The organism is Hydrogenophaga pseudoflava NBRC 102511 (assembly GCF_001592285.1).
GTDB classification, from domain to species: Bacteria; Pseudomonadota; Gammaproteobacteria; order Burkholderiales; family Burkholderiaceae_C; genus Hydrogenophaga; species Hydrogenophaga pseudoflava.
The window spans coordinates 1-23078 of the sequence record NZ_BCWQ01000006.1 but is presented as its reverse complement, the minus strand read 5'-3'; the positions used below and the strand labels follow the sequence as shown (position 1 = coordinate 23078).

The window sequence follows — 23078 nt, the reverse complement described above, 5'->3', positions numbered from 1 at the left end:
GTCAGACCCAGCCCATGGCGCCGGCCAGCGCGCCCGCGCCGATCATCCAGAGCAGGTGCAGCCGGGTGCGCCAGACCAGCAGCGCAGCGCAGACGGTCAGCAGCCACAGGGGCCAGTCGCGCGCCGGGACGTTGTGAGACGCGCTCAGCAGCCAGCCGGTGGCGATCAGCAGGGCGATCACGATGGGCGCCATGCCAGTCTTGAAGGCCCGCACGGCTCGCAGCTCGCGGTTGCGGTGGCCCCACTGGGTGGCGGTGTAGGTGAGGATGGACGAGGGCAGCATGATGGCCACCAGCGTCACCGCCACGCCCAGCAACGCCAGCGCCCAGGCCAGCCAGCCCGCGGAGGGGCCTCCGCCCGCATTCAGACCCACGTTCCAGCCCAGCAGGGCGACGAACAGCACGTTCGGGCCCGGGGCGGCCTGCGAGAGGGCGATGGACGAGTTGAACTGCGCGTCGCTCAGCCAGTGCTGCTCGCCCACCAGGTAGCGGTGCATGTCGGGCGCGGTGGTGATGGCGCCGCCCACCGCAAGCAGCGACAGCGACGCAAAGTGCAGGAACAGGTCCAGCCAGTTGGCAAAGGTGGGCGCCATGCTCATGCTTGGGTCTCCTTGCCGGTGCGGCCCAGCACCCGGTAGGCCCAGAGGCAGGCGCCGCTGCCGATGACCAGCAGCACCCAGGCCAGCGGCAGGCGCAGCAGGGCGATGGCGACGAAGGTGAGGGCGGCCAGGCCGATGCAGACCCACAGGCCCATGGCGTTCTTGTCCAGCGCGCCGATCAGCTTGATGCCGGTGGCGGTGATCAGTCCGGCGGCCACGGCGCCCATGCCGCGCAGCGCACCTTGTGCCGCAGCGCTGTCGGCCACGCTGCCGTACAGCGCGGCGAGCAGCAGCACGAGGACCAAGGGCGCCGCGAGCATGCCCGAGAGCGCGGCCAGCGCGCCGGGCAGGCCGAAGTAGCGGCCTCCGATCATCAGCGAGAGGTTGACCACGTTGGGGCCGGGCATGATCTGCGCCACGGCCCAGTCCTCGACGAACTGTTCACGGGTCATCCAGCGCTTCTTCTCCACCAGCTCGCGCTGCACCACGGCCAGCACCCCGCCGAAGCCCTGCAGGGCCAGCCAGGTGAAGGACAGAAAGAGGTCGGTGCGCGAGCGCGGGCGGTTGGGGGCGGCGTCGGTGGATGGTGTGTGTTCGGGCATGTCCGGATTATCCCGGGCGCCCGAAGGTCACACCGACATGCCGCCGGAAACCTCGATGACAGCCCCGTTGATGTAGCTGGCCTCGTCGCTGGCCAGGAAGGCGTAGACGTTGGCAATTTCTTCCGGCTGGCCCAGGCGCTTGAGCGGCACGCGGTGCTCCATCTCCTGGATCACCTTGTCGGGGATGGTGCTCAGGATGGGCGTGCTGATGAAGCCGGGGGCGACCGCGTTGACGCGCACGCCCTTGGGGCCGAGTTCGCGGCTCCAGGTCTTGGTGAAACCGATCACGCCGAACTTGGTGGCGGCGTAGTTGGTCTGGCCGAAGTTGCCGTAGATGCCGACCACCGACGAGGCGTTGAGGATCACGCCGCTGCCCTGGGCGGTCATGGTGTCGGCCACGGCCTGCGCGCAGTGGAAGACACCGCGCAGGTTGACATCGATCACCTTGTCGAACTGCTCCAGTGTCATCTTCTGCAGGCGCGCGTCCTGCGTGATGCCGGCGTTGTTCACCAGCACGTCGATGCGGCCGAAGCGCTCCTTCACCTGGGCCACCACGGCGTCGACCATGTCGCGCTGGGTCACGTCCATCACGAAGCCCGTGGCTGTGGCTCCTTCGGCCTGGCATTGCTTCACGGCCTCGTCGACCGCGGCCTGCCTGACGTCGCAGACGACGACGGTGGCGCCTTCGCGGGCGAACTTCAGGGCCGTGGCCAGGCCGATGCCTTGTGCGGCGCCCGTGATGAGGGCGATTTTTCCTTCGAGTCGTTTCATGAATCAGTACTGGGGTTGGTGTTGATGCAGCGCGGCTTTCACCGCGTCCGCGAGTATGAAGCCGCTGCCGTGGCGGGCGGCCAGCTCGGCGCAGCGCCGCTCGAAAGCGTCGACGCCCATGCCGTAGATAAACTGCAGCGCGCCGCCTGTCCAGGCCGGGAAGCCGATGCCGAAGATCGAGCCGATGTTGCCGTCGTGCACACTGGTGAGCACGCCTTCGGCCAGACAGCGCGCGGTTTCCACCGCCTGGCGGTAGAGCAGGCGGTCTTTCACGTCCTGCAGGTTCCAGTCGACGCTCGGCTTTTCGTAGAGCGCCTTGAGCTGCGGCCAGAGGTGCTTCCGGCCGTCCTTTGGGTAGTCGTAGAAGCCACCGCCGGCCGCGCGGCCCGGGCGCTTGTGCTGCTTGACCATCTGCTCGACCAGTGTCTCGCCGGGCGTGGCAACGTATTGCTTGCCTTCCTTCTGGAAGTCGAGGCGGGTCTGTTCCAGCACATGCACCGACAGGCTGAGCGCGGTCTCGTCCAACACGGCCAGCGGGCCGACCGGCATGCCGGCCTGCATGGCGGCGTTTTCGATCACGGGCGCCGGGATGCCTTCGCCCAGCATGGCGGCGCCTTCCATCACGAAGGTGCCGAAGGTGCGGCTGGTGTAGAAGCCGCGCGAATCGTTGACGACGATGGGCAGCTTGCCCAGGGCCTGCACGTAGTCATAGGCGCGCGCGATGGTCTCGTCGTCGGTGTCCTTGCCGCGGATGATCTCGACCAGCTTCATCTTGTCCACCGGGCTGAAGAAGTGGATGCCGACGAACTTGGCCGGCTTCGCACTGGCCTGGGCCAGACCGGAGATGGGCAGGGTGGAGGTGTTGCTGGCGAAGAAACCGCCCTCGGCAAGCATGGGCTCGGCTTCCTTGGTCACCATGGCCTTGAGTTCGCGCTGTTCGAACACGGCCTCGATGATCAGGTCGCAACCCTGAAGGTCGGCGGCGCTGGCGGTGGGCGTGATGAGGTTCAGGATGCCCTGCTGTTTCTCGGCGCTCATCTGGCCTTTGTCGACCCGCTTCTGCGTGAGCTTGGTGGTGTACGACTTGCCTTTCTCGGCGGCTTCGACGCTCACGTCCTTGAGCACGGTGGCGATGCCACGCGTGGCCTGCGCGTAGGCGATGCCCGAACCCATCATGCCGGCGCCCAGCACGCCCACCTTCTTCGGCTGGTAGCGCGGCACGTCCTTCGGCCTCGACTGACCGCTCTTGATCGCGTTCATGTTGAAGAAGAAGGTGTTGATCATGTTGCGCGCCACGCCGCCGGTCATCAGTCCGGCCAGGTAGCGGCTTTCCACGCGCATGGCGGTATCGAAATCCACCATCGCGCCTTCGACCATCGCGGCCAGGGCGGCCTCGGGCGCGGGATAGAGGCCGCGTGTCTTTTGCTTGAGCACGGCAGGTGCCACCGTCAGCATGCCGGCGATCTTGGGGTTGCTCGGCGTGCCGCCGGGCATCTTGTAATCCTTGCGGTCCCAGACGTGGGTGCAGGCCTCGGGCATGCCTTGCGCGGCTTCGATGTAAGCCAGCGCGCGCGGCAGCAGCTCCTCGGGCGTGGCGACCAGTTCGTGCACCACGCCGATCTTCAGCGCCTCTTCGGGGCCGAACAGCTTGCTTTCCAGAATGTAGGGTTGGGCTGCCATCAGGCCCAGCACGCGGGTCATCTTGGTGATGCCACCGCCACCGGGGATCAGGCCCAGCGTGATCTCGGGCAGGCCGAACTGGATCTTGGGGTTGTTCACCGCGATGCGGTGGTGGCCGACCAGGGCCACTTCCCAGCCCCCGCCCAGCGCCGCGCCGTTCAGACAGGACACCACCGGCACGCCCTGCGTCTCGATGGTGCGGAAGTTCTTCTTGATGCGTTCGATCTCGCGGAACACGCGCGGGCCGTCGGCCTCCGTCGAGCGCATCACGCCCTTGAGGTCGGCGCCGGCGAAGAAGGTGGTTTTGGCCGAGGCGAGCACGATGCCCTTGAGCTGCGCCTTGTCCTGGACCACCTGGGCCGCAATGGCGTCCAGGTCGTCCTGCCATTGCAGGCACATGGTGTTCACCGGCGAGCCCTGCTCGTCAAAGGTGATGGTGGCGATGCCGTTGGCCAGGTCGTAGCGGATGGTTTTGGTGATCATGTTCGGGGTCTCCGCTGGTTCAGACGCGTTCAACAATCGTCGCGATGCCCATGCCGCCGCCGACACACAAGGTCGCCAGGCCGTAGCGCTTGCCCGTGCGGTGCAGCTCGTCGATCAGCGTGTTCAGGATCATCGCGCCGGTCGCGCCCAGTGGGTGTCCCATGGCGATGGCGCCGCCGTTGACGTTGACCTTCTGATGCGGCACGCCCATCTCCTGCATGAACTTCATGGGCACGGCGGCAAAGGCCTCGTTGACCTCGAACAGGTCGATCTGGTCGATGGACAGGCCCGCTTTGGCCAGCGCCTTGCGCGCCGCGGGCATGGGGCCGGTCAGCATGATGGTCGGGTCGGCGCCCGAGAGCGCGACCGAGACGATGCGGGCGCGCGGCGTGAAGCCGTGGGTCTTGCCCGCGGCCTCGCTGCCGATCAGGATGGCCGCGGCGCCGTCCACGATGCCCGAGGAGTTGCCCGCGTGGTGCACGTGGTGGATGCGTTCGACCTGCGGGTAGCGTTGCAGGGCCACGGCGTCGAAGCCCATGGCGCCGAGCTGCTCGAACGCCGGCTTGAGCCCGGCCAGGCCTTCCATCGTCGTGCCCGGCTTGATGAATTCGTCTTTCTCCAGGATGGTCAGCCCCATCTTGTCCTTCACCGGCACGACCGAGCGGTCGAAGTGCCCGGCGGCGCGGGCGGCGGCGGCCCGCTTCTGCGATTCCAGCGCGAAGGCATCCACGTCCTGCCGGGAGAAGCCGTTGAGCGTGGCGATCAGGTCGGCGCCGATGCCCTGCGGCACGAACAGGGTGGCGCTGTTGGTCTCGGGGTCCTGCGCCCAGGCGCCGCCGTCGGAGCCGATGGGCACGCGGCTCATGCTTTCCACGCCACCGGCCACCACCAGGTCTTCCCAGCCGCTTTTCACCTTCATCGCGGCCATATTCACCGCCTCCAGTCCCGAGGCGCAGAAGCGGTTGAGCTGAACCCCCGCGCAGCGCCAGTCCCAGCCGGCCTTGAGCGCGGCCACCTTGGGAATCACCGACCCCTGTTCACCGATGGGCGAGACCACGCCCATGACCACATCGTCCACCGCGGCGGTGTCCAGGTCGTTGCGGCGCTGCAGTTCGCTCAGCAGGCCAGCCAGCAGGTTGACCGGCTTGACCTCGTGCAGGCTGCCGTCCTTCTTGCCCTTGCCGCGCGGTGTGCGGATGGCGTCGTAGACGAAGGCTTCGCTCATGGTGTCTCCTGGGGGATGGGTCCGGATAGTCCGGACGATCGGATCAGTATAGACTTTTGCCAAGCAAATGCTTTGTATAAATCAACCCACCCAGTCCGAAAGGTGACAGCCATGATCGACCGCACGCTTTTCAACACCGACCACGAGGCCTTCCGCGACAGCTTCCGCCGCTTCGTCGAGAAGGAAATCACCCCGCTCCACGACAGCTGGGAGGATCAGGGCTACGTGGACCGCGAAGTCTGGCGGGCGGCCGGCGCTAACGGCTTCCTGTGCATGACCATGCCCGAGGAGTACGGCGGTGCGGGCGCCGACCGGCTGTACTCGGTGGCGCAGATGGAGGAGATCGCTCGGGCGGGCGTCAGCGGCATCGGCTTCGGCCTGCACAGCGAGATCGTGGCGCCGTACGTCCTGCACTACGGCACCGAGGCGCAGAAGAAGCACTACCTGCCGTTGCTCGCGACCGGCGAGATGGTGGGTGCCATCGCCATGAGCGAACCCGCCGCTGGCAGCGACCTCCAAGGCGTGAAGACCACGGCCATCAAGAGCGCCGATGGCTCGCACTACCTGCTCAACGGTAGCAAGACCTTCATCACCAACGGCTGGCACGCCGACCTGGTGATCGTGGTCGCCAAGACCGACCCGGCCGCGGGCGCCAAGGGCACCAGCCTGTTCCTGGTCGAACGCGGCATGGAAGGGTTCAGCAAGGGCAAACGCCTGAAGAAACTGGGCATGAAGGCGCAGGACACCTCGGAGCTGTTCTTCGACAACGTGAAAGTGCCGGCGCAGAACCTGCTGGGTGGCGCGGCATTCGAGGGTCGTGGCTTCATCTGCCTGATGGAGCAATTGCCCTGGGAGCGGCTGCAGATCGCGATTGGCGCGGTGGCTTCGGCGCAGGCTGCGATCGACTGGACGGTCGAGTATGTGAAAGACCGCAAGGTCTTCGGCCAGGCGGTGGCCAGCTACCAGAACACCCGCTACACCCTGGCCGAACTGCAGACCGAGGTGCAGGTGGCGCGCGTGTTCGTGGACAAATGCTGCGAACTGGTGTGCGAGGACAAGCTCGACACCGCGACCGCCAGCATGGCCAAGTACTGGTGCTCCGACCTGCAGTGCAAGGTGATGGACGAGTGCCTGCAGCTGCACGGCGGCTACGGCTACATGTGGGAGTACCCGATCACCCGGGCGTATGCCGACGCGCGCGTGCAGCGCATCTACGGCGGCACCAACGAGATCATGAAAGAGGTGATCTCGCGCTCAATGGGGCTGGGCGGGCGCTGACGCGCGCGCCAGGCTTCAGCCCAGGTCGATGCGCTGGGCGATGGCCAGGTTGGCGGGCGCTTCGTAGTCCGCCAGCAGCACCAGCCGGTCGGTGGCCAGGGATTGTTCCCGCAGCCAGTCGCTGAGGTAGCGGATCGAGGCCAGGTCCAGCGCCGCGAACGGCTGGTCGAGCAAGGTCAGCGGTGGTTGCAGGGCCATGGCGGCGGCCAGGCCCACCTTGCGGCGCCCGCCGGCCGAGAGCATGTAGAAGCCCTTGTGCAGGTGCTCGCCCAGCGACAGGCCATCGATGTGCTCGTCCAGCCGGTCGCGCGCCGGTCCCTCGGGCACCTGAGTGCGCAGCCAGTCGGCCACCACCACCGTGTCCAGGTCCGGGCGGGTCATGTCGGGCCGCAGGCCCGCCAGCGCGCCGCCGATGTCCTGCCCGGCCAGTTGCATCGCCCCGGCTTGTGGGCGGATCTCGGCGGCCAGCAGCCGCAGCAGGGTGGTCTTGCCACGCTGTTCGTCGCCGCTGAGCAGGGCCAGGCCAGGTGTCAGCGAGGCGTTCAGGTGGGCGAACAGCGGCGCCTGTCCGGGCCAGGCGAAGCCCAGGCCCCGGATCTCCAGGAACGCGTTCACTGGCACTGGTAGTCGACCACGTCCGCGCTCTGGCGGAACGGGTCGGTCAGGTCCGAGGAGTACTGGCCCATCAGCAGGCGCTGCTTGGGCAGGAAGTTCTGGCGGAAGTAGCGGCTGGCGGCGGCCAGGCGCTGGCCCTTGTCGGTCAGCTTGACGCAGCCGTTCTGGATCTCGATGGTGCCCGATTCGAGCTGTTCGGTCAGGCGCACATCGACCAGCCGGTGTTCCTTGAGGTATTCCTGCGTGAACACGTCGGCAAAACGGCTCTGCTGGATGCCGCCGCCGCGCTGCTGGATCTTCTCCAGGATGTAGAACGACAGCGAGCGGTCGATGACGGTCGGCACCGAAATGGCGAAGCAGTACCCCGAGAGCAGCCAGATCACCACCAGTTGCAGCTTCTCGAAACCGTTGAAGGTGCGGCTGGTCGAGATGATCAGCCCCGTGAGCAGGGCGGCGATCACGCCGTCGGCGATGGCGGCGTAGAACACCACGTTGACCGCAAAGAAACGGATGTGCAGGTAGTACACCGCCAGCAGCAGGACGACGAACAGGGCGGTGGCAGCGAGCGCGCGAAAGAGCTTCATGAGGGTTTGAACACGAGGAACTTGTTGCCGAGGTAGCTGAGCGAGACCTGCAGGCCGGTGGCCAGCAGAAAGCCGGCGCGGTAGTCCAGACCGAGGCGGTCGGTCCAGAGCCACAGCACCAGGCCGTGCAGCAGCGCGATGGCGCCGTAGAGGCCGCTGAATTTCAACAGCTGTGGCAGCCAGGGCTGCTGCGCGGACTGGGCGAACACGTAGAAGCGGCTGCCCAGGAAGGAACTGGTGATGCCGACGACCGCTGCGCACAGGTTGGCCAGCCCGGCGGAACCGAAGCCCAGCACCTGGAGGTTGAAGGTCAGCACCGCGTAGTGGACCGCGGTGGCCACCAGGCCATTGACCACAAACCGGAACAGTTCCTGGCGCGGGTGGGAGGCGGCCACACCGTTCATGGTCGGGTCTCGATGACCTCGGCGATGAACTCGCGGTGGGCAACAGCGGTGACCACGCTGCCGCTGCGCATGACGCCGGTGAGCATGAGGGTCATCAGCGCCAGGGCGCCGGTCTGCAGGAACAGCAGCACGAAGATGCCCAGCACCAGCGAGAACCAGCCGGGGGTGGAATAGCCCAGCAGCTTGAGCACCACCGCGCAGGTCGATCCCACCACCGACATCGCGGCGATCACCGCGCTGAAGATGCCCACGCGCACCAGCACGTCCTCGGCGAACACCATCAGGGCTTTGAAGCCGTGCAGCGCCAGGCCCACGAAGTTCATCTTGGACTGTCCGGCGTAGCGCGGGCCGCGGTCCAGCGGGCAGACGCGGGTGCGCAGCTTGGAGGCCAGCACGGCCGCCGCCACGTGGATCGGCAGCTCCTGCATCGCCACTAGGCGCTGCACGGCGGCCGGCTTGAGCGCCATGAAGTTGCCAAAGCTGATGGGACGCCCGGTCATCACCTTGAAGAAGCGTTTGTAGACCTGGTAGAAGGCCTTGAACTTGAGCGTCTCCACCCGGCTCTTGCGCTGCGCGACCACCACGTCCACGTCGGCCTGGTCCAGCGGTTGCAGCAGCTCGGGGATGGTCGAGGGCAGGTCCTCGCCATCCGAATCCATCAGCACCACCTTCTGGTGGGGTGCCAGGTGCTCGGCCGCATAGCTCAGCCCGATCGCAATGGCGCGCTGGTGACCCACGTTGCGGCGCAGCTTGAGCACCACGCCGGCCACGCCGGCGTCTTCGAGGCTGGTGATGGTCAGGGGCTGGCGAACCGACCCGTCGTCCACCGCCACCACGAACACCCGCTGGCCGAACTCCTTGGCCAGTTCCTTGAACAGTCGACCGCTGGCCTCCAGGTCTTCGTAGACCGGGGTCACGATCACGATCTCGTGCTGCTCGAAGCTCATGATTGCAAGAAGCGGCGGAAGTAGGCGATGGTCTTGTCCAGGCCTTCTTCGAGCTGGACCTGCGGTTGCCAGCCGAGCACGGCCTTGGCCTGCTCGATGTTGGGCTGGCGCTGCTTGGGATCGTCCGAGGGCAGGGGCTTGCAGATCAGCCTGGACTTGCCGCCGACCTTGGCCAGCACGGCCTCGGCCAGCTGGCGGATGGTGAACTCGTTGGGATTGCCCAGGTTGATGGGGCCGGTCACGCCGTCGGGGCTGGCCATCAGGCGCACAAAACCCTCGATCAGATCGTCCACGTAGCAGAAGCTGCGCGTCTGCGAGCCGTCGCCGTAGATGGTGATGTCCTCACCGCGCAGGGCCTGCACGATGAAGTTGCTCACCACGCGCCCGTCGTTGGGGTGCATGCGCGGGCCGTAGGTGTTGAAGATGCGGGCGACCTTGATGTCCACCTGGTGCTGACGGTGGTAGTCGAAGAACAGGGTCTCGGCGCAGCGCTTGCCCTCGTCGTAGCAGGAGCGGATGCCGATGGGGTTGACCTTGCCCCAGTAGCTCTCGGGCTGGGGGTGCACCTCGGGGTCGCCGTAGACCTCGCTGGTGGAGGCCTGGAAGATCCTGGCCTTGGTGCGTTTGGCCAAGCCAAGCATGTTGATGGCGCCGTGCACGCTGGTCTTGGTGGTCTGCACCGGGTCCCACTGGTAGTGCACCGGCGAGGCGGGGCAGGCCAGGTTGTAGATCTCGTCGACCTCCACGTACAGCGGGAAGGTCACGTCGTGGCGCATCAGTTCGAAGTGCGGGTTGCCCATCAGATGGGCCACGTTGTCCTTGGTGCCGCTGTAGAAGTTGTCGGCGCACAGGATGTCGTTGCCCTCGGCCAGCAGCCGCTCGCACAGGTGCGAGCCCAGAAAGCCGGCTCCCCCGGTGATCAGGATTCTTTTTCTGTTGGAAATGCGCATGCGGGGCTCCGGGGCGTCGGGTGGGCAGGATTCGCTTTATTCAGTGGCGATGGCCTGCTGTGCAGGCCGCGGGATTGTACCGGCACGGCCACTGGGGTCTGATTGGCCGCTGGTCTTGGGATGAATTCGCCGGTGGGCGCTGCAGCCATCAATTGGCTTGCTGCAACCGCCTCGCCAATGGCATCGGGGGTGTGGCCCAAAATCGGCCAGCAGGCTTAGGTTTCTTAAGGTTGGGCGGATGAATTCCTATGCGAGAAATTTCTTGTCTGATTGCTCGGCTAGGAGGTATTGAGAGTCTAGTAATGGATATTCGAATTACCTATTGATGTAATTGTTGGACTATTCGCGCGTATTGATTTGATTCAAACAGTCAATGGTTTTTGCAGAACGCAAACAATGCTCTTGCCCAGCCGGAAGCCGGTCAGAGGGTCGGTGAGCCGGGACATGCGCACCATGACCGAGTCCCATACGCGGACTTGGGCGGGCGACGGCGAATCGGACCGGAGCAGCAGCTTGTTGGCCAGACTGGCGAGCATGCCGACGCTGTCCAGGTACTGCATCCTGCGGATTCGCAGCTCATGGGGCACGATGGCGCGCAGCATCGCCTTGTCGTAACGGCGGAAGTGCCCGATCTTCTTGTCGAAGGGGGTGTAGAGAAAGTTGTGGGCCGGTGCCAGAACGACGATGTGTCCACCGGGTTGCAGAAGTCCGGTCACGCGCTGCAGTTCGGCCCGGTCGTCCTCAATGTGCTCCAGCACATCCAGATACAGGACGGTGTCGAAGCGCTCGTTCCGCGGAAGGTTCAGGGAAGTGCCGCAGACCGCCTCATGGCTGGGCGGGAGCAGCCCTTGGGCCATGCCCTGTTTCATCCGTTGCACCATGGCCGCGTCGGGCTCGACGCTGAGCCAGCGTGCATAACGGCGGTGTTGCAGTGCCTGTGCGTTGGCGCCGATTCCGGCTCCCAGTTCCAGCACGTGTTGGCCAAGATAGGGATCAATGACCTGGGTCCAATAGGACTTCCAGCACTTCGCGGTGGCGAACAGGTCGAGTTCGGTGCCGCTGTAGATGAATGTGGTGGATTCGGTCACTGTGTCGGCAATGCTGACGAGGGCGCGGACGGAGGGCGGCTGCGCGCGGCGTATTTCCTGCAGTAGTCGCTGTCCCGGAAGTCGTAAAGCAGCGCGATGGCGCCTTGTCCATCCCATCGCTGCAGGGTCGGGGCGATGGACGCGATGTGCTGCAGAAAGCCCGCGCGCTCCTGGAGCCGGTGCGTGACGATGACCCAGCTGCGCTGCATGGGCTGTTCGATGCACAGGCGGCGCACCGTGGCCATGGCGTCGTGGAACTGGTTGATGGTGGGGCGGAAGACCGTGACGGGCATGGCCTGCACGCCGTGGGCGCGCGAGTAGAAGTCGAACGCCTTGTGCGACATGGAGTCGATGACGACCCCGTCCCCGGGCTTCGTCTGGCTGGCAATGTGAAGGAGCGCCGCCTTCATGTCCTGGTCGTTGTGAGGCTTGCGCAGCACCTTCCAGGACGCGGAGGCGGGCACCAGCAGCACGAAGCCGGCGAGCACCGCCGCCAGCAGATGCCGTGCGGGCAGGCTCCGGCTGTCCAGCACGGCCTGCACGAGGGCGGCCAGACCGAGGTGCACGAGCGGCACCAGGAAGATGGTCGGGCGAGAACGGAATGGGTAGAGGTGCAGCGCCGACGCCGCCAGCGTGGCGAGCAGCACGACCAGCCCGATGGCGGCGATCCGCGGTGCGCGCCACGCCAGAGTCAACGAGCCCGCTGCCGACAGTGCCAGAAGAGCCAGGTTCAGTCCGTCGAACCAGGCGACCAGCATGCCGTGGTGCGCCACGCCCACATGGCGCATGGCGAGGTAGACCAGCGCCAGCGCACTGTCCAGGTACCAGCGCCACTCGGTCGGTGAGTCCGGTGGCAATGGGGCATAGGCAAAGCGCCAGAAATCCAGCAGGTGCTGGTTGCCGGCGAGCGTCTTCATCACCAGGGTGTGGTGAAGCGCAAAGGCCAGCACCCACAGCAGCCCTGCGCCGGACACCGCCAGCCAAGCCGCCCGCTGGCGCTGGCGGATCGCTTCGATCCAGAGCACCAGGCCCACACCCGCAAGCACGAACAGGCTGGGGTGGGACAGCCAGATGGCGAGGGCGCCCGCCACCGCCAGCACGGGGGCGTCCCGTTGCCAGCGCTGCAGGTCAAAGTGCGCGGCGAGCCAGAGCAGACCCACCGTGGCCAGCACATCGTTCTGGTACTGCTTGAACTCGGAGCTGTAGTACACCAGCACCGGGGACAGGGCCAGAAGACCCACGAAGGTGGCCTGGGCGGCGCGGTGGGGCAGCGTCTTGCGCGCCAGACCCCAGGCCGCCAGCAGGGTCAGCACGCCTGCGGCCAGAGGCTGCAAGCGCAGCACCCAGTCCTCCACACCCAGCCCTGTCGTCAGCAGCTTGGTCAGCGCGAGGAACCCCAGGGGAGCCGCCTGGCCGTTGGACAGTGGTTCGAACAGCAGCTGTCCGAGATCGCGGTCCATGAAGTTGACCGCCAGGTAGGCCTCGTCCAGCCACAGGGACCGGTTGAACAGATACTGGCGCCCTCGCAACAGCCATCCGATACCGATCAGCACCACCACCCACAGCACCGGGTGGCCCCAGATGCCAAGCCTGGCGCGCGTCGGGGCCGAACTCGTCGGCAGGGTGCGGTCAGTAGTTGATGTTGTATCGGGAGCCACGGTGGTTGAGTATGGCGCTTCTGGGGGAAATGACCTCCACCTTGAGACCCGGCTCGATTTCCTCGCCTTCGCGCACCACCTTCCCGTTGGCGATCAGCATCCGATGGGCCGCGTTCGAGGAGTAGGTGACACCAGAGACCTTGACCGCAGGTGCCGATGCGGGGGCCGCGGCGGCTGGCGGAGGTTGTCCGTCCATGCCGGCGGAGGCGGATGGTGCAGGGGGCGTGGGCGCACTGGACGCCGCTGCGGGTGAGGTTGCAGAAGCCGTCGCAGGGGCAGACGCGGCGCGGGGCGCAGGCGGCGGGGCGGCCACCTGTGGCGGTGCCAGAATGGGCAGCGCAGGGACAGGGGGAGTCGCCGATGCCTCCGGTGCCATGTCCGGCTTCTCCAGCGCGCTGACTGGTGCTTGCACCACAGCAACCGGCGCCGGTGCCTCTCGGTGGGGAGAGTTCCACCACCAGAAGGCGGTCGCCGCTGCCAGCAGCAGGACGATGGCTCCCGCCATCATGGGCAGTCCGAACCGCCTCGCCCGCGCCGCACCCGCTGCGGGGGCCGGCGAGCCCTGGCTGTGCAGGCCGGGCACGTGGCCCCGCTCACGTTCGGCGTCGGCCCGTTTGAGTGCATCAAGGATGTAGGACATGGCGCGGCGGCGTTCAGGGCTTGCTCAGGCGCGGTTCGTCCACACCCGCGGCCAGGTTGACCTGCATGAAGGTCATGGACCCGGCCACACCGTCGGCCTCCAGGCCTTGTGTCTGCTGGAAGGCCTTCAGGCGGGTGGCGAAGGTGCTGGCCTCGGCGGGAATCAGGCCCTTGGCCTGGAGGCTGATGAGCTCTCCCGAAAGCCAGTCGCCGGCCACACCCTGGGGGTTCTGTGTGATCCTGCCCCGCGTGCCCTCGGGCTGGCGCCAGAGGGTCGCATAGTCGCCGCGCCAGATGTCGGCGAGTGCGGTCAGCGGCATCAGCCAGCGCTGGCCATTGGCCTGCAGCGTGGCGGTTTCTGCGGTCATGGCGGTGACGAGGGCGCGCCGCGGTTCCTCACTGCCAAGGCGCAGCAACAGGATGCCCGGGCGGTTCAGCTGGCGCAGGCCGTGCAGCGTCATGCGCTGCGTGCTGAAGCACTGCAGTTGCTGCTTCAAGGCCGCGGTGCAGGGATCGTTCCCGGTGAGGGACTGGCCCCAGAGTGCGCCGAGCTCACGCCATGCGGTGACCTCGGAGCCCAGCAGGTCTGCGGCCACTGGCGGCTTGACGAGGGGGGCAGGGGCGCTTGCGTGAAGTGGGTCGGCAGGTGCCTCGACGGCCGCGGTGGACAGGGGCTGAGCTGGCGCGGGTGTCGGCGCCACCGGAGCCGAACCCGTGGCGGGACTCGCGGTGGGGCTGGATGGATGGGGAAGAGGTGTTTGCGACGGTGCGCGCTGCTGCCAGAGGACAGCGGCCACGCCGGCGGCCAGCACGGCGCCGCCCAGTGCACCCAGCGCCAGCGTCTGCCAGGAGCGGCTGGCCAGTGCCTTGACCGGCGGTGGCACGGACCGGGTGGCGGGCATGTCGAACACCTCGCTGGCCGCCTTGTCCACCATCGCGGGACCGATTTGCCGGCTGTCGGTGGCGTAGGCGCCCAGCAGTGCGCGGTCGCACAGCAGGTTGATGCGTCGGGGCACTCCCCGGGTGATCGCGTGGACGCGCGCGAGCGCTTCCGCGCTGAACGGCAGAGGTCCCTTGAGGCCCGCCACCTCCATGCGATGGCGCACGTACTGCCGGGTTTCGGTCTCGCTGAGGGCGCCGAGGTGGAACCGCGCGATCACCCGCTGCGCCAGCTGTTCCAGCTCGGGTTGGGCGAGCACGGCGCGCAGCTCGGGCTGGCCGATCAGCACAATCTGCAACAGTTTGCGCTCGTTGGTTTCAAGATTGGTGAGCAGCCGCAGCTGTTCCAGCACGTGGGGCGTGAGGTTCTGCGCCTCGTCGATGATCAGCACGTTGCGCTGACCGGCTGCGTGGCTGTGCAGCAGGTACTCGTTCAGCGGATCAAGATAGTCCTTGATCGTCGCCGGCCCGATGCCTTCGTGCCGCACCTCCAGCTGGAACTCGTGGCAAATCGTCTTGAGCAGGTCGCCGACGGTGAGCTTGGGGTTGAAGATGTAGGCGACCCGGCAGTTCTCGGGGATCTGTTCGAGGAAGCAGCGGCAGACCGTGGTCTTGCCGGCGCCGATTTCGCCGGTGAGCAGGACGAAGCCGCCGCCGCCCTGCACCCCGTACAGAAGCAGCGCCAGCGCCTCCCGGTGCCGCTCGCTCATCAGGAGGTAGCGGGGGTCGGGGGCGATGGAAAAGGGAGTCTGCTGGAGACCGAAATAGCCGGCGTACATGCCCAGAGGATAGCGGGGCCGCCGGGGCAGGCGCAAATGAACACCGCCCGCAGAAGCGGGCGGTGTGGTTCAGAGCGTGGTGATGCTCAGGCGGCGAGTGCCATGGAGGGCTTGGCCGCAGAGGAGGATGACTTGGCGCTACCGGCCACCGAGCATTCGATGTCGCCCGAGAGCTGGCCACCTTCCTCGATCACCACCTTGCCGTAGCGGATCTTGCCGGTGACCTTGCCGGTGGCGTAGATCACGAGTTTCTGGCGCACGGTGAGGTTGCCGTCGAACACGCCGTGGATCTCGGCAATGTCGATCTCGGCCGAACCCTTGAAGGCGCCTTGCTGGGCGATCTGGATCACGCGCGAGTCCATGGTGGCTTCGACCAGGCCTTCCACCACCAGCGTGTCGCAGTCGGTGATCTCCACGCCCTTGAGCTTGATGTTCGGGCCGACCGTGAGCTTGCTGCCGCCTTCAGGCACGGTGGTGCTGGCAGATGCCGCAGCCGATGCCGGCTGGCGGCTCTCCGGCTGATTGCTGGAGGAGGGCGTGTTCATGCTGCTGGCGCCGTAACGGGGGGAGTTGAGCCCTTGGTTGAGGGTGTTGGTGGGTTCGTTGTCGCGTTTTCCGAAATGCAGTGCCATGCGAGCTCCTTCTGAAAGTGAAGCGCTCATGCTAAGGACCATGCGGCTTACATTCGGAACGCTGCCGTAAGAGGGGTAACGAGATGAACCGTACGTCTGGTTGCGCCTGTTGCGTAACACGCGCTTGCTATTTGCGCGCGTCCATTTCCCGGATCAGTGCGCGTGCTTCATCGCCTTCGGGGATGGGCCGGCCGCTGTCGCGCCACTGCACCGCGGCCTTGAAGCCCTGTTCCTGGGCGTACCGGCGGAACCACAGGCCTTCGGGGTTGTGACGCGTGATGCCGTCGAACACGGTGGCGAACATCTGGGTCTGCTCCAGACCCATGCTGAGCATGGCCTGGTTGACCACCAGCTTGTGCATCGCCAGGTGCGACGAGGGCACGCCCGCGATGCGCCCGGCCAGCCGCATCACCGCGTCCTCCAGCTGTTCCGCCGGCACGGCTTCGTTGGCCAGCCCCCAGTCGGCGGCGGTGCGGCCGTCGATCACGTCGCCGGTGAACATCATCTGCTTGGCGCGCAGCGCCCCGAGCCGGTAGGTCCACATGGCCGTGGTCGGGCAGCCCCAGACGCGGGTGGGCATGTAGCCGATGCGCGCGTCCTCGGCCATCACCAGCAGGTCGCAGCACATCGCGATGTCGCTGCCGCCGGCCACCGCGGCGCCGTGCACTTTGGCGATGGTCGGCTTGGATGAGCGCCACAGGCTCATGAAGTCCTCGGTGTTGCGCTTCATGACGGCGTAGTCGGCCATCGGGTCCCAGGGGGGGGCTTCCTGCTGGCAGGGGTGTTCGATCCGCTGCTCGGCATAACCGGCGAGGTCGTAGCCGCCACAGAAGCCCTTGCCCGCCCCTTCGACCACGATGACGTGGATTTCCTGCTCGGCGTTGGCCCATTCCACCGCGGCGCGGATCTCGCCGGGCATGGCGTCGTTGATGGCGTTGTACTGCTCTGGGCGATTGAGCAGCAGGCGGGCGATGCGCGGCTGTTGCGGGTCGGGGGTGATGCGCAGGGTGCTGAATTCGGGCATGTCGGCTCCTCGATGACGATCCCGCATGCTAGGAGCGCTGCGCAACGCCAGGCCGTCGCCTGCGCTACAGTGCCTCGCATGTCCATCCCGTCGCGACGCCACTGGGTGCTGGGCTCTCGCCAGCCGCCTGCGCTGGACCTGCCGCTGGCGCAGGCCAGCGCGCTGCTGACCCACCTGGGCCAGGGCGCCAGGGACGCGGTGGCCGAAGACCTGTTGCGGCTGGTGGGCGCACACGCGCCACTGGCCCAGTGCACCATTTTTTCCTTCGAGCCCGGGCGCAGGCCCACCGTGGTGGCGGTGGGTGATCGTTCGCGCACCAAAGAACTACCCCACATCGCCGAGGCCTATGTCAACCGCTACCACCGGCTCGATGGGCTGGCCGCCGTGATGCAGGCCGAGTGGACTGCCGCGCAAAAGGCGGGCACCGAGCAGCCGCGCATCCTGCTGCACCGCCAGACCGGCGCCGACATCGCCCATGCCCCGTATCGCCAGACCTGCTACACGCTGCCGCAGGTGGCCGAGCGGCTGGCGGTGCTGGCGCTGTATGAGGGGCGGCGCTGGATGTCGGTGCACCTGTACCGTGGCACCGAACACGGTCCGTTCGACGACGCTGCGGTCGCCGTGGTCGAGGCCTTTGCGCCGCTGATCGTGCAGGCCGTGCGCCTGCACCACACCGGTCTGGCCGTCCACCAGGACCTGGGCGGGCTGCTGCTGGCGCGCGCCGTGCGGCGCTGGCCGCAGCTCACCCGGCGCGACCAGGACGTGCTGCAGGCGCTCATGGACGGCCTGGACACCAACACTCTTGCTGAACGCCTGGGCCTGACGCCTTCCAGCGCCCAGACCTACTGCCAGCGGGTCTACCGCAAGCTGGATGTGGCCGGGCAGCGTGAACTGTTCGCCGCGCTGCTGGCGTCGACCTGATCACTTGTCCCGGATGTCCTGAAAAAAGGACACCGATCGGCCCGTCGCTGCCTACACTGCGGCGCACTACAGGAGACACGCATGCACCAGCCCCACGCCGAGCCGCGGCGCTCGATCTACTACGACTACCAGGTCTTTGATGCCTGGGTGCCATCGCAGCACCCGGCGCAGCAGCACGCCCCGGTGGTCGTCGCCGGGGCTGGCCCCATTGGCTTGGTGACCGCGCTGGCGCTGGCGCAGCAGGGCGTGCGCTGCGTGGTGCTCGAAGCCGAGCGGCAGGTGTCCGAGGGCAGCCGGGCCATCGCATTCACGCGGCGCTCGATGGAAATCCTGCAGCAGGTGGGTGTGGCACACCGCGTCACCGAGAACGGCCTGCCGTGGAACTGTGGCAACTCCTTCTACCGGGGCCAGCGCGTGTTCCGGATGGAGAACCCGCACGACCCCGACGACCGCTTCGCCCCGCTGATCAACATCCAGCAGCAGTACCTCGAGCAGTACCTGGTGGAGGCCTGCGACGCCCATTCGCTGGTGGAGCTGCGCTGGGGCAACAAGCTGGTGTCGTTCGGGCAGGACGCCTCCGGTGCCACGTTGCAGGTCGACACCGCCGAAGGCCCGTACACGCTGGAAACCGACTGGCTGGTGGCCGCCGATGGTGCCCGCTCGGCGATCCGCGCCCTCATGGACCTCAAGCTCGAAGGAGCGTCCTACGAAGGCAAGTTCGTCATCGCCGACATCCGCGTGGACCTACCGCTGCCCACCGAGCGCCTGGCCTTCTTCGACCCCGACTGGAACCCGGGTAACACCATCCTCATGCACCGCGAGCCGCATGGCCTGTGGCGGCTGGACTACCAGCTGCCACCCGGCGAGACGCCCGAGGACGCGCTCCAGCCCGAATCGCTCAAGGCCCGCATCAATGCCCAGCTGGCCATGATCGGCCACGCCGGCGTGCCATGGGAAATGGACTGGTGCTCGGTCTATTCGGCGCGCGCGCTCACGCTGCCCGACTACGTGCATGGCCGCGTGCTGTTTGTCGGCGACGCTGCGCACCTGCTGCCCATCTTCGGGGTGCGTGGCGCCAACACCGGCTTCCAGGACGCCCAGGCCCTGGCTTGGCGGCTGGCGCTGGTGGCCCGGGGCGTGGCACCCGCGTCGCTGCTGCAGAGCTACAGCAGCGAGCGCGTGGGCGCGGCGCGCGAAATCATCGACGAAGCGGGCAAGAGCACCCGTTTCATGACACCGCCCACACGCGGTTTCCGGCTGCTGCGCGACGCCGTGCTCTCGCTCTCACTGACCCAGCCCTTCGTCGGGCCGCTCTACCACTGGCGCACCTCCCGACCGCACGAGTACACCCGCTCGCCGCTCAACGCGGTGAGCGACGACAACGCCGCGTTCGAGAGAGGGCCAGGCCACGGGGCACCGCCGCGCAACATCCGCCTGGACAACGATCGCTTCCTGCTGGATCACCTCGACCACCGCTTCACCCTGCTGTGGGCAACCGACAACGGGTCCAGCCTTCCTGACGATGTGCGCGCATTGGTCGACGAGGCACGAGCCCAGGGCCTGCCGCTGCAGGTGATCGCCGTCGGGGCGCGCCAGCCGGTTGCCGGTGCCGACCGGACCTTGCCCGACGCGGACGGCCACCTGAGACGGCGCCACGGCCTGAGCTCGGGTGGCGCCTACCTGCTGCGGCCCGACCAGCACGTCTGCGCCCGATGGGCCGCGCTGGACGCCAGCCGGCTGCGCGCCGCCCTCCACACCGCCATCGGATTGAACACAGGAGCCTCATCATGAGCAGCCAGCATGTCCCTCTGCAGACCCTGACGATCCCGGGCCTGGAGCAGGTCTACGACCAGCTCGCGACCGCCATCGATGTCATCGACCCCGCGAAAACCGAGTTGTTCCTCGTAAAGCTCGCGCTGATGAACGCCAACGCGCTGGCCGACCCGACCTTGTTCCAGGCGCACATCGATGCAGCGATCAAGGACCTGTGAACGGAAAAGGCTTCGTCTGAGGCGCTGCAAGGCACGTGGATTTGCCTTATAAAGCTGCGCATGAATCCACTGTTCGATCCGGGCTACCGGCCTGAAGACCTCGAAGTGCAGGTGTCCGAGCTGCTGGTGGCCACCGCGGACGAGTCCGATGAACTGATTGATCGGTCCATCTCCGATGTGCTGCGACTGCTGCGCGATCGCATGAAGATGGACGTGGTGTTCGTGTCCCAGTTTGCCGAGGGCCAGCGGGTCATCCGGTATGTGGACACCGATCCCGGGAATCCTCTGTTGTCGGTCGGCGACGCTGATCCGCTGGAAGTGTCGTGGTGCCAGCGGGTGGTCGACGGGCGCCTGCCCGAGTTCATCCCCGATGCCCGGCGGCTGCCGGCCTCGGCTGCCCTGCTCAAGGATGTCCCCTTTTCCATCGGCACCCACATCAGCACGCCCATCGTGCTGGCGAGTGGCGAGGTCTATGGAACGCTGTGCACCTTCAGCCAGGCGCCCCAGGGCTATCCCGACCTCAACGACTTGAAGGTGTTGCGCTACACCGCGAAGCTGGCGGCAGGGAAGATCGAGGGCCGGCGAGCGCGGGAACGGCAGGGCGCAGGTGTGCCGGAACTGTCGCTGGTGCCGCTGGAGCGCAAGCGCTCCCTGTAGGGCGCCGTCAGTCTGGCGGGAGGCCCCAGGCCCACGCAGGGCAGGCTGGGACCCCTACACTTACGGGTTCCCCCGAAAGTCTCCAGAACGGCCCCATGAACGCGCCCATCGACGTCTCCTTTTTCGCGCGCAACGCCAAGCCGCTGACCAGTTACCGCCCGTACTGGGCCAAGCGCTTCGGCACTGCGCCCTTCCTGCCCATGAGCCGGGCGGAAATGGAGCAGCTCGGCTGGGACTCTTGCGACATCGTGCTGGTGACGGGCGACGCCTATGTGGACCACCCCAGTTTCGGCATGGCCGTGATCGGCCGGGTGCTGGAGGCGCAGGGTTTTCGCGTCGGCATCATCGCCCAGCCCGACTGGCAGAGTGCCGAGCGCTTCAAGGTGCTGGGCAAGCCCAACCTGTTCTGGGGCGTGACCGCGGGCAACATGGATTCCATGATCAACCGGTACACCGCCGACCGGAAGATTCGCAGCGACGACGCCTACACCCCCGGCGACGTGGGCGGCAAGCGGCCGGACCGCGCCGCCATCGTCTACAGCCAGCGCTGCCGTGAGGCCTACAAGGACGTGCCCATCGTCCTGGGCGGCATCGAAGGCAGCCTCCGCCGCATCGCTCATTACGACTACTGGAGCGACAAGGTGCGCCGCTCCATCGTGGTGGACGCGAAGTGCGACCTGCTGCTTTACGGCAATGCCGAGCGTGCGCTGGTCGAGGTGGCGCACCGCATCGCCGCGCGCGAACCCGTCGAACAGATCACCGACGTGCGCGGCACTGCCTTCGTGCGCCGTCCTGGCGACCCGACCGCCGATGGCTGGATCGAGCTGGATTCAACCGAGGTCGACACGCCGGGCCACGTTGAAGACCACATCAATCCTTACCAGACCACCAGCGAACAGGCGCAAGCGCGGGGCCAGAGCTGTTCCAAGGAAGAGGGCGCCACTCCAGAGTGCGACCCGCAGGTCAGACCCATCACCATCCACCGCCCGCAGGCCACGGGTGGTGTGGCCAGGCTGCCGCGCGACCGCACCGTCATCCGCCTGCCCAGCTACGAGCAGGTCAGGAGCGACGCCGTGCTTTACGCCCACGCCAACCGCGTGCTGCACCTGGAAACCAACCCAGGCAATGCGCGCGCACTGGTGCAGGCGCACGGCGAAGGCACCACGGCGCGCGACGTGTGGATCAACCCGCCGCCCATCCCGCTGACCACGGCTGAGATGGACTACGTGTTCGACCTGCCGTACGCCCGAGGCCCGCACCCCGCCTACGCCGACGAACACGGCCGCCACGACGGCGCGACCAAGATCCCGGCCTGGGAGATGATCCGCTTCTCGGTGAACATCATGCGCGGCTGCTTTGGCGGCTGCACCTTCTGCTCCATCACCGAGCATGAAGGCCGAATCATCCAGAGCCGCTCGGAAGATTCGATCATCCGGGAAGTCGAGGAGATGCGCGACAAGGTGGTGGGTTTCACCGGCGTGGTCAGCGACCTCGGCGGTCCCACCGCCAACATGTACCGCCTGGGCTGCCGCAGCCCGGCGATCGAGGCCGCCTGTCGCAAGCCCAGCTGCGTCTACCCAGGCATCTGCCAGAACCTCACCACCAACCACGACCCGCTGATCAGGATCTACCGCCGGGCGCGCGCGCTCAAGGGCATCAAGAAGATCCTGATCGGGTCCGGTCTGCGCTACGACCTGGCGGTCAAGAGCCCGGAATACGTCAAGGAATTGGTGCAGCACCACGTGGGCGGCTACCTGAAGATCGCGCCCGAGCACACCGAAAGCGGGCCGCTGTCGAAGATGATGAAGCCCGGCATCGGTAGCTACGACCGCTTCAAGGCCATGTTCGAGAAGTACAGCGAAGAGGCTGGCAAGAAGCAGTTCCTCATTCCGTACTTCATCGCCGCGCACCCGGGCACCAGCGACGAAGACATGATGAACCTCGCGCTCTGGCTGAAGAAGAACGGTTTCCGCGCCGACCAGGTGCAGACCTTCTACCCCAGCCCCATGGCGACTGCCACGGCCATGTACCACACCAGCCTGAACCCGCTCAAGGGTGTGCACCGCGACGACCGGGCCGAGCGCGTGGACATCGTGCGCGGTGAGAAGCGCCGGCGGCTGCACAAGGCTTTCCTGCGCTACCACGACCCCAACAACTGGCCACTGCTGCGCGAAGCGCTCAAGACCATGGGCCGCGCCGATTTGATCGGCAACGGCAAGCACCACCTGATCCCGACCTTCCAGCCAGTGACCGATGGCGGATACCAGAGCGCGCGCAAGAAGAACTCGACGCCGGGAGGGGGGGCGCCTGTGAAAGGACGCATGCTGACCCAGCACACAGGCCTGCCGCCGAGGCCCGGTACCAAGAGCAAGGGCCGGTAGCGCAGGCACAGGCACATCCTTTTCCTGCGACACCAGACCCGGAAAAGAAAACACCCGCTGGATGTGAAATCCAGCGGGTGTTTTTACAGGTGCTCGCTGTGTATCAGTAGTAGAACGGGCCCACCCAGTCGGCAGGCAGCAGCTGGTACGAGTTGCCGAACTGGTTGATGTTGGGCACGCCACCATCGGCGCGGGTGTTGCCGCGTGATGACATGCGACGCCCCATCAGGAT

Annotated in this window: 22 protein-coding genes; 6 read left to right on the top strand and 16 right to left on the bottom strand. The window is 66.8% G+C overall.

The features are described 5' to 3' along the window. Position 1: 1 nt before the first annotated feature. Genes HPS01S_RS08820 through HPS01S_RS08800 form a run of 5 tightly spaced genes read right to left on the bottom strand, consistent with a single transcriptional unit; the run spans position 2 to position 5359 of the window. Positions 2-598 (bottom strand): chromate transporter, encoded by a 597-nt coding sequence (locus tag HPS01S_RS08820; protein ID WP_066154149.1) that lies wholly within the window; start codon positions 596-598, stop codon positions 2-4. Next, on the bottom strand, positions 595-1200 hold the full coding sequence (locus HPS01S_RS08815; RefSeq protein WP_066154141.1) for a chromate transporter: 606 nt from the start codon (positions 1198-1200) through the stop codon (positions 595-597). The genes HPS01S_RS08820 and HPS01S_RS08815 overlap by 4 nt, the downstream gene beginning before the upstream one ends. Positions 1201-1227: 27 nt before the next feature. After that, a complete protein-coding gene (gene fabG, locus HPS01S_RS08810) occupies positions 1228-1971 on the bottom strand; it encodes a 3-oxoacyl-ACP reductase FabG (protein ID WP_066154139.1) in 744 nt (247 codons plus the stop codon). Positions 1972-1974: 3 nt separating this feature from the next. Then, positions 1975-4134 (bottom strand): 3-hydroxyacyl-CoA dehydrogenase NAD-binding domain-containing protein, encoded by a 2160-nt coding sequence (locus HPS01S_RS08805; protein ID WP_066154137.1) that lies wholly within the window; start codon positions 4132-4134, stop codon positions 1975-1977. A gap of 19 nt (positions 4135-4153) precedes the next feature. Then, the gene (locus tag HPS01S_RS08800) at positions 4154-5359 is read right to left on the bottom strand and encodes an acetyl-CoA C-acetyltransferase (protein ID WP_066154133.1); all 1206 of its coding nucleotides are present in this window, start codon (positions 5357-5359) and stop codon (positions 4154-4156) included. Between the two features lie 111 nt (positions 5360-5470). Between HPS01S_RS08800 and HPS01S_RS08795 the strand changes: the two genes are divergently transcribed. After that, entirely contained in the window at positions 5471-6637 is a 1167-nt protein-coding gene (locus HPS01S_RS08795) for an acyl-CoA dehydrogenase family protein (protein WP_066154130.1), read from the top strand. Between the two features lie 15 nt (positions 6638-6652). Here the strand turns inward: HPS01S_RS08795 and HPS01S_RS08790 are convergent, their stop codons facing one another. The 11 genes from HPS01S_RS08790 to HPS01S_RS08745 form a co-directional block, all read right to left on the bottom strand. After that, complete coding sequence (locus HPS01S_RS08790; protein ID WP_066154126.1) at positions 6653-7252, bottom strand: ABC transporter ATP-binding protein; 600 nt, start codon at positions 7250-7252, stop codon at positions 6653-6655. Continuing rightward, complete coding sequence (locus HPS01S_RS08785; RefSeq protein ID WP_066154123.1) at positions 7249-7836, bottom strand: hypothetical protein; 588 nt, start codon at positions 7834-7836, stop codon at positions 7249-7251. Before HPS01S_RS08785 ends, HPS01S_RS08790 begins: the two co-directional genes overlap by 4 nt. Next, a complete protein-coding gene (locus tag HPS01S_RS08780; RefSeq protein WP_066154120.1) occupies positions 7833-8240 on the bottom strand; it encodes a GtrA family protein in 408 nt (135 codons plus the stop codon). Before HPS01S_RS08780 ends, HPS01S_RS08785 begins: the two co-directional genes overlap by 4 nt. Further along, entirely contained in the window at positions 8237-9187 is a 951-nt protein-coding gene (locus HPS01S_RS08775; protein WP_066154117.1) for a glycosyltransferase, read from the bottom strand. The genes HPS01S_RS08780 and HPS01S_RS08775 overlap by 4 nt, the downstream gene beginning before the upstream one ends. Continuing rightward, on the bottom strand, positions 9184-10137 hold the full coding sequence (locus HPS01S_RS08770; protein ID WP_066154114.1) for a UDP-glucuronic acid decarboxylase family protein: 954 nt from the start codon (positions 10135-10137) through the stop codon (positions 9184-9186). The genes HPS01S_RS08775 and HPS01S_RS08770 overlap by 4 nt, the downstream gene beginning before the upstream one ends. Positions 10138-10499: 362 nt before the next feature. Continuing rightward, positions 10500-11225, bottom strand: a complete 726-nt coding sequence (locus HPS01S_RS08765) for a class I SAM-dependent methyltransferase (protein WP_066154111.1) — start codon at positions 11223-11225, stop codon at positions 10500-10502. Continuing rightward, positions 11222-12883, bottom strand: a complete 1662-nt coding sequence (locus tag HPS01S_RS22030; protein ID WP_157576168.1) for a glycosyltransferase family protein — start codon at positions 12881-12883, stop codon at positions 11222-11224. Before HPS01S_RS22030 ends, HPS01S_RS08765 begins: the two co-directional genes overlap by 4 nt. Continuing rightward, a complete protein-coding gene (locus HPS01S_RS21520; protein ID WP_084397199.1) occupies positions 12855-13523 on the bottom strand; it encodes a general secretion pathway protein GspB in 669 nt (222 codons plus the stop codon). The genes HPS01S_RS22030 and HPS01S_RS21520 overlap by 29 nt, the downstream gene beginning before the upstream one ends. A 13-nt stretch (positions 13524-13536) precedes the next feature. Next, on the bottom strand, positions 13537-15240 hold the full coding sequence (locus HPS01S_RS08755) for an ExeA family protein (protein WP_066154105.1): 1704 nt from the start codon (positions 15238-15240) through the stop codon (positions 13537-13539). 86 nt (positions 15241-15326) lie between these two features. Further along, on the bottom strand, positions 15327-15872 hold the full coding sequence (locus HPS01S_RS08750; protein WP_066154102.1) for a bactofilin family protein: 546 nt from the start codon (positions 15870-15872) through the stop codon (positions 15327-15329). Between the two features lie 127 nt (positions 15873-15999). Further along, positions 16000-16896 carry a crotonase/enoyl-CoA hydratase family protein gene (locus HPS01S_RS08745; RefSeq protein ID WP_066154099.1) on the bottom strand — a complete coding sequence of 299 codons (897 nt, stop codon included), beginning with the start codon at positions 16894-16896 and terminating at the stop codon, positions 16000-16002. A gap of 78 nt (positions 16897-16974) precedes the next feature. Between HPS01S_RS08745 and HPS01S_RS08740 the strand changes: the two genes are divergently transcribed. The 5 genes from HPS01S_RS08740 (at position 16975) to HPS01S_RS08720 (ending at position 22846) form a co-directional block, all read left to right on the top strand. Then, positions 16975-17817, top strand: coding sequence for a helix-turn-helix transcriptional regulator (locus tag HPS01S_RS08740; RefSeq protein WP_066154096.1), 843 nt, complete (start codon positions 16975-16977; stop codon positions 17815-17817). Positions 17818-17898: 81 nt separating this feature from the next. Then, positions 17899-19608 carry an FAD-dependent monooxygenase gene (locus tag HPS01S_RS08735; protein WP_066154093.1) on the top strand — a complete coding sequence of 570 codons (1710 nt, stop codon included), beginning with the start codon at positions 17899-17901 and terminating at the stop codon, positions 19606-19608. Further along, a complete protein-coding gene (locus HPS01S_RS08730) occupies positions 19605-19808 on the top strand; it encodes a hypothetical protein (RefSeq protein ID WP_066154090.1) in 204 nt (67 codons plus the stop codon). Before HPS01S_RS08735 ends, HPS01S_RS08730 begins: the two co-directional genes overlap by 4 nt. 60 nt (positions 19809-19868) lie before the next feature. Beyond that, entirely contained in the window at positions 19869-20465 is a 597-nt protein-coding gene (locus HPS01S_RS08725; protein ID WP_157576165.1) for a GAF domain-containing protein, read from the top strand. A gap of 95 nt (positions 20466-20560) precedes the next feature. After that, positions 20561-22846 (top strand): YgiQ family radical SAM protein, encoded by a 2286-nt coding sequence (locus HPS01S_RS08720; protein ID WP_066154087.1) that lies wholly within the window; start codon positions 20561-20563, stop codon positions 22844-22846. Positions 22847-23078 lie beyond the last annotated feature (232 nt).

What these genes read in the sequence shown, in the direction of transcription:
- HPS01S_RS08820 (WP_066154149.1), bottom strand. Translation starts at nt 598, where the DNA reads ATGAGCATGGCGCCCACCTTTGCCAACTGGCTGGACCTGTTCCTGCAC.
- HPS01S_RS08815 (WP_066154141.1), bottom strand. Translation starts at nt 1,200, where the DNA reads ATGCCCGAACACACACCATCCACCGACGCCGCCCCCAACCGCCCGCGC.
- fabG (WP_066154139.1), bottom strand. Translation starts at nt 1,971, where the DNA reads ATGAAACGACTCGAAGGAAAAATCGCCCTCATCACGGGCGCCGCACAA.
- HPS01S_RS08805 (WP_066154137.1), bottom strand. Translation starts at nt 4,134, where the DNA reads ATGATCACCAAAACCATCCGCTACGACCTGGCCAACGGCATCGCCACC.
- HPS01S_RS08800 (WP_066154133.1), bottom strand. Translation starts at nt 5,359, where the DNA reads ATGAGCGAAGCCTTCGTCTACGACGCCATCCGCACACCGCGCGGCAAG.
- HPS01S_RS08795 (WP_066154130.1), top strand. Translation starts at nt 5,471, where the DNA reads ATGATCGACCGCACGCTTTTCAACACCGACCACGAGGCCTTCCGCGAC.
- HPS01S_RS08785 (WP_066154123.1), bottom strand. Translation starts at nt 7,836, where the DNA reads ATGAAGCTCTTTCGCGCGCTCGCTGCCACCGCCCTGTTCGTCGTCCTG.
- HPS01S_RS08780 (WP_066154120.1), bottom strand. Translation starts at nt 8,240, where the DNA reads ATGAACGGTGTGGCCGCCTCCCACCCGCGCCAGGAACTGTTCCGGTTT.
- HPS01S_RS08775 (WP_066154117.1), bottom strand. Translation starts at nt 9,187, where the DNA reads ATGAGCTTCGAGCAGCACGAGATCGTGATCGTGACCCCGGTCTACGAA.
- HPS01S_RS08770 (WP_066154114.1), bottom strand. Translation starts at nt 10,137, where the DNA reads ATGCGCATTTCCAACAGAAAAAGAATCCTGATCACCGGGGGAGCCGGC.
- HPS01S_RS21520 (WP_084397199.1), bottom strand. Translation starts at nt 13,523, where the DNA reads ATGTCCTACATCCTTGATGCACTCAAACGGGCCGACGCCGAACGTGAG.
- HPS01S_RS08755 (WP_066154105.1), bottom strand. Translation starts at nt 15,240, where the DNA reads ATGTACGCCGGCTATTTCGGTCTCCAGCAGACTCCCTTTTCCATCGCC.
- HPS01S_RS08750 (WP_066154102.1), bottom strand. Translation starts at nt 15,872, where the DNA reads ATGGCACTGCATTTCGGAAAACGCGACAACGAACCCACCAACACCCTC.
- HPS01S_RS08745 (WP_066154099.1), bottom strand. Translation starts at nt 16,896, where the DNA reads ATGCCCGAATTCAGCACCCTGCGCATCACCCCCGACCCGCAACAGCCG.
- HPS01S_RS08740 (WP_066154096.1), top strand. Translation starts at nt 16,975, where the DNA reads ATGTCCATCCCGTCGCGACGCCACTGGGTGCTGGGCTCTCGCCAGCCG.
- HPS01S_RS08735 (WP_066154093.1), top strand. Translation starts at nt 17,899, where the DNA reads ATGCACCAGCCCCACGCCGAGCCGCGGCGCTCGATCTACTACGACTAC.
- HPS01S_RS08730 (WP_066154090.1), top strand. Translation starts at nt 19,605, where the DNA reads ATGAGCAGCCAGCATGTCCCTCTGCAGACCCTGACGATCCCGGGCCTG.
- HPS01S_RS08725 (WP_157576165.1), top strand. Translation starts at nt 19,869, where the DNA reads ATGAATCCACTGTTCGATCCGGGCTACCGGCCTGAAGACCTCGAAGTG.
- HPS01S_RS08720 (WP_066154087.1), top strand. Translation starts at nt 20,561, where the DNA reads ATGAACGCGCCCATCGACGTCTCCTTTTTCGCGCGCAACGCCAAGCCG.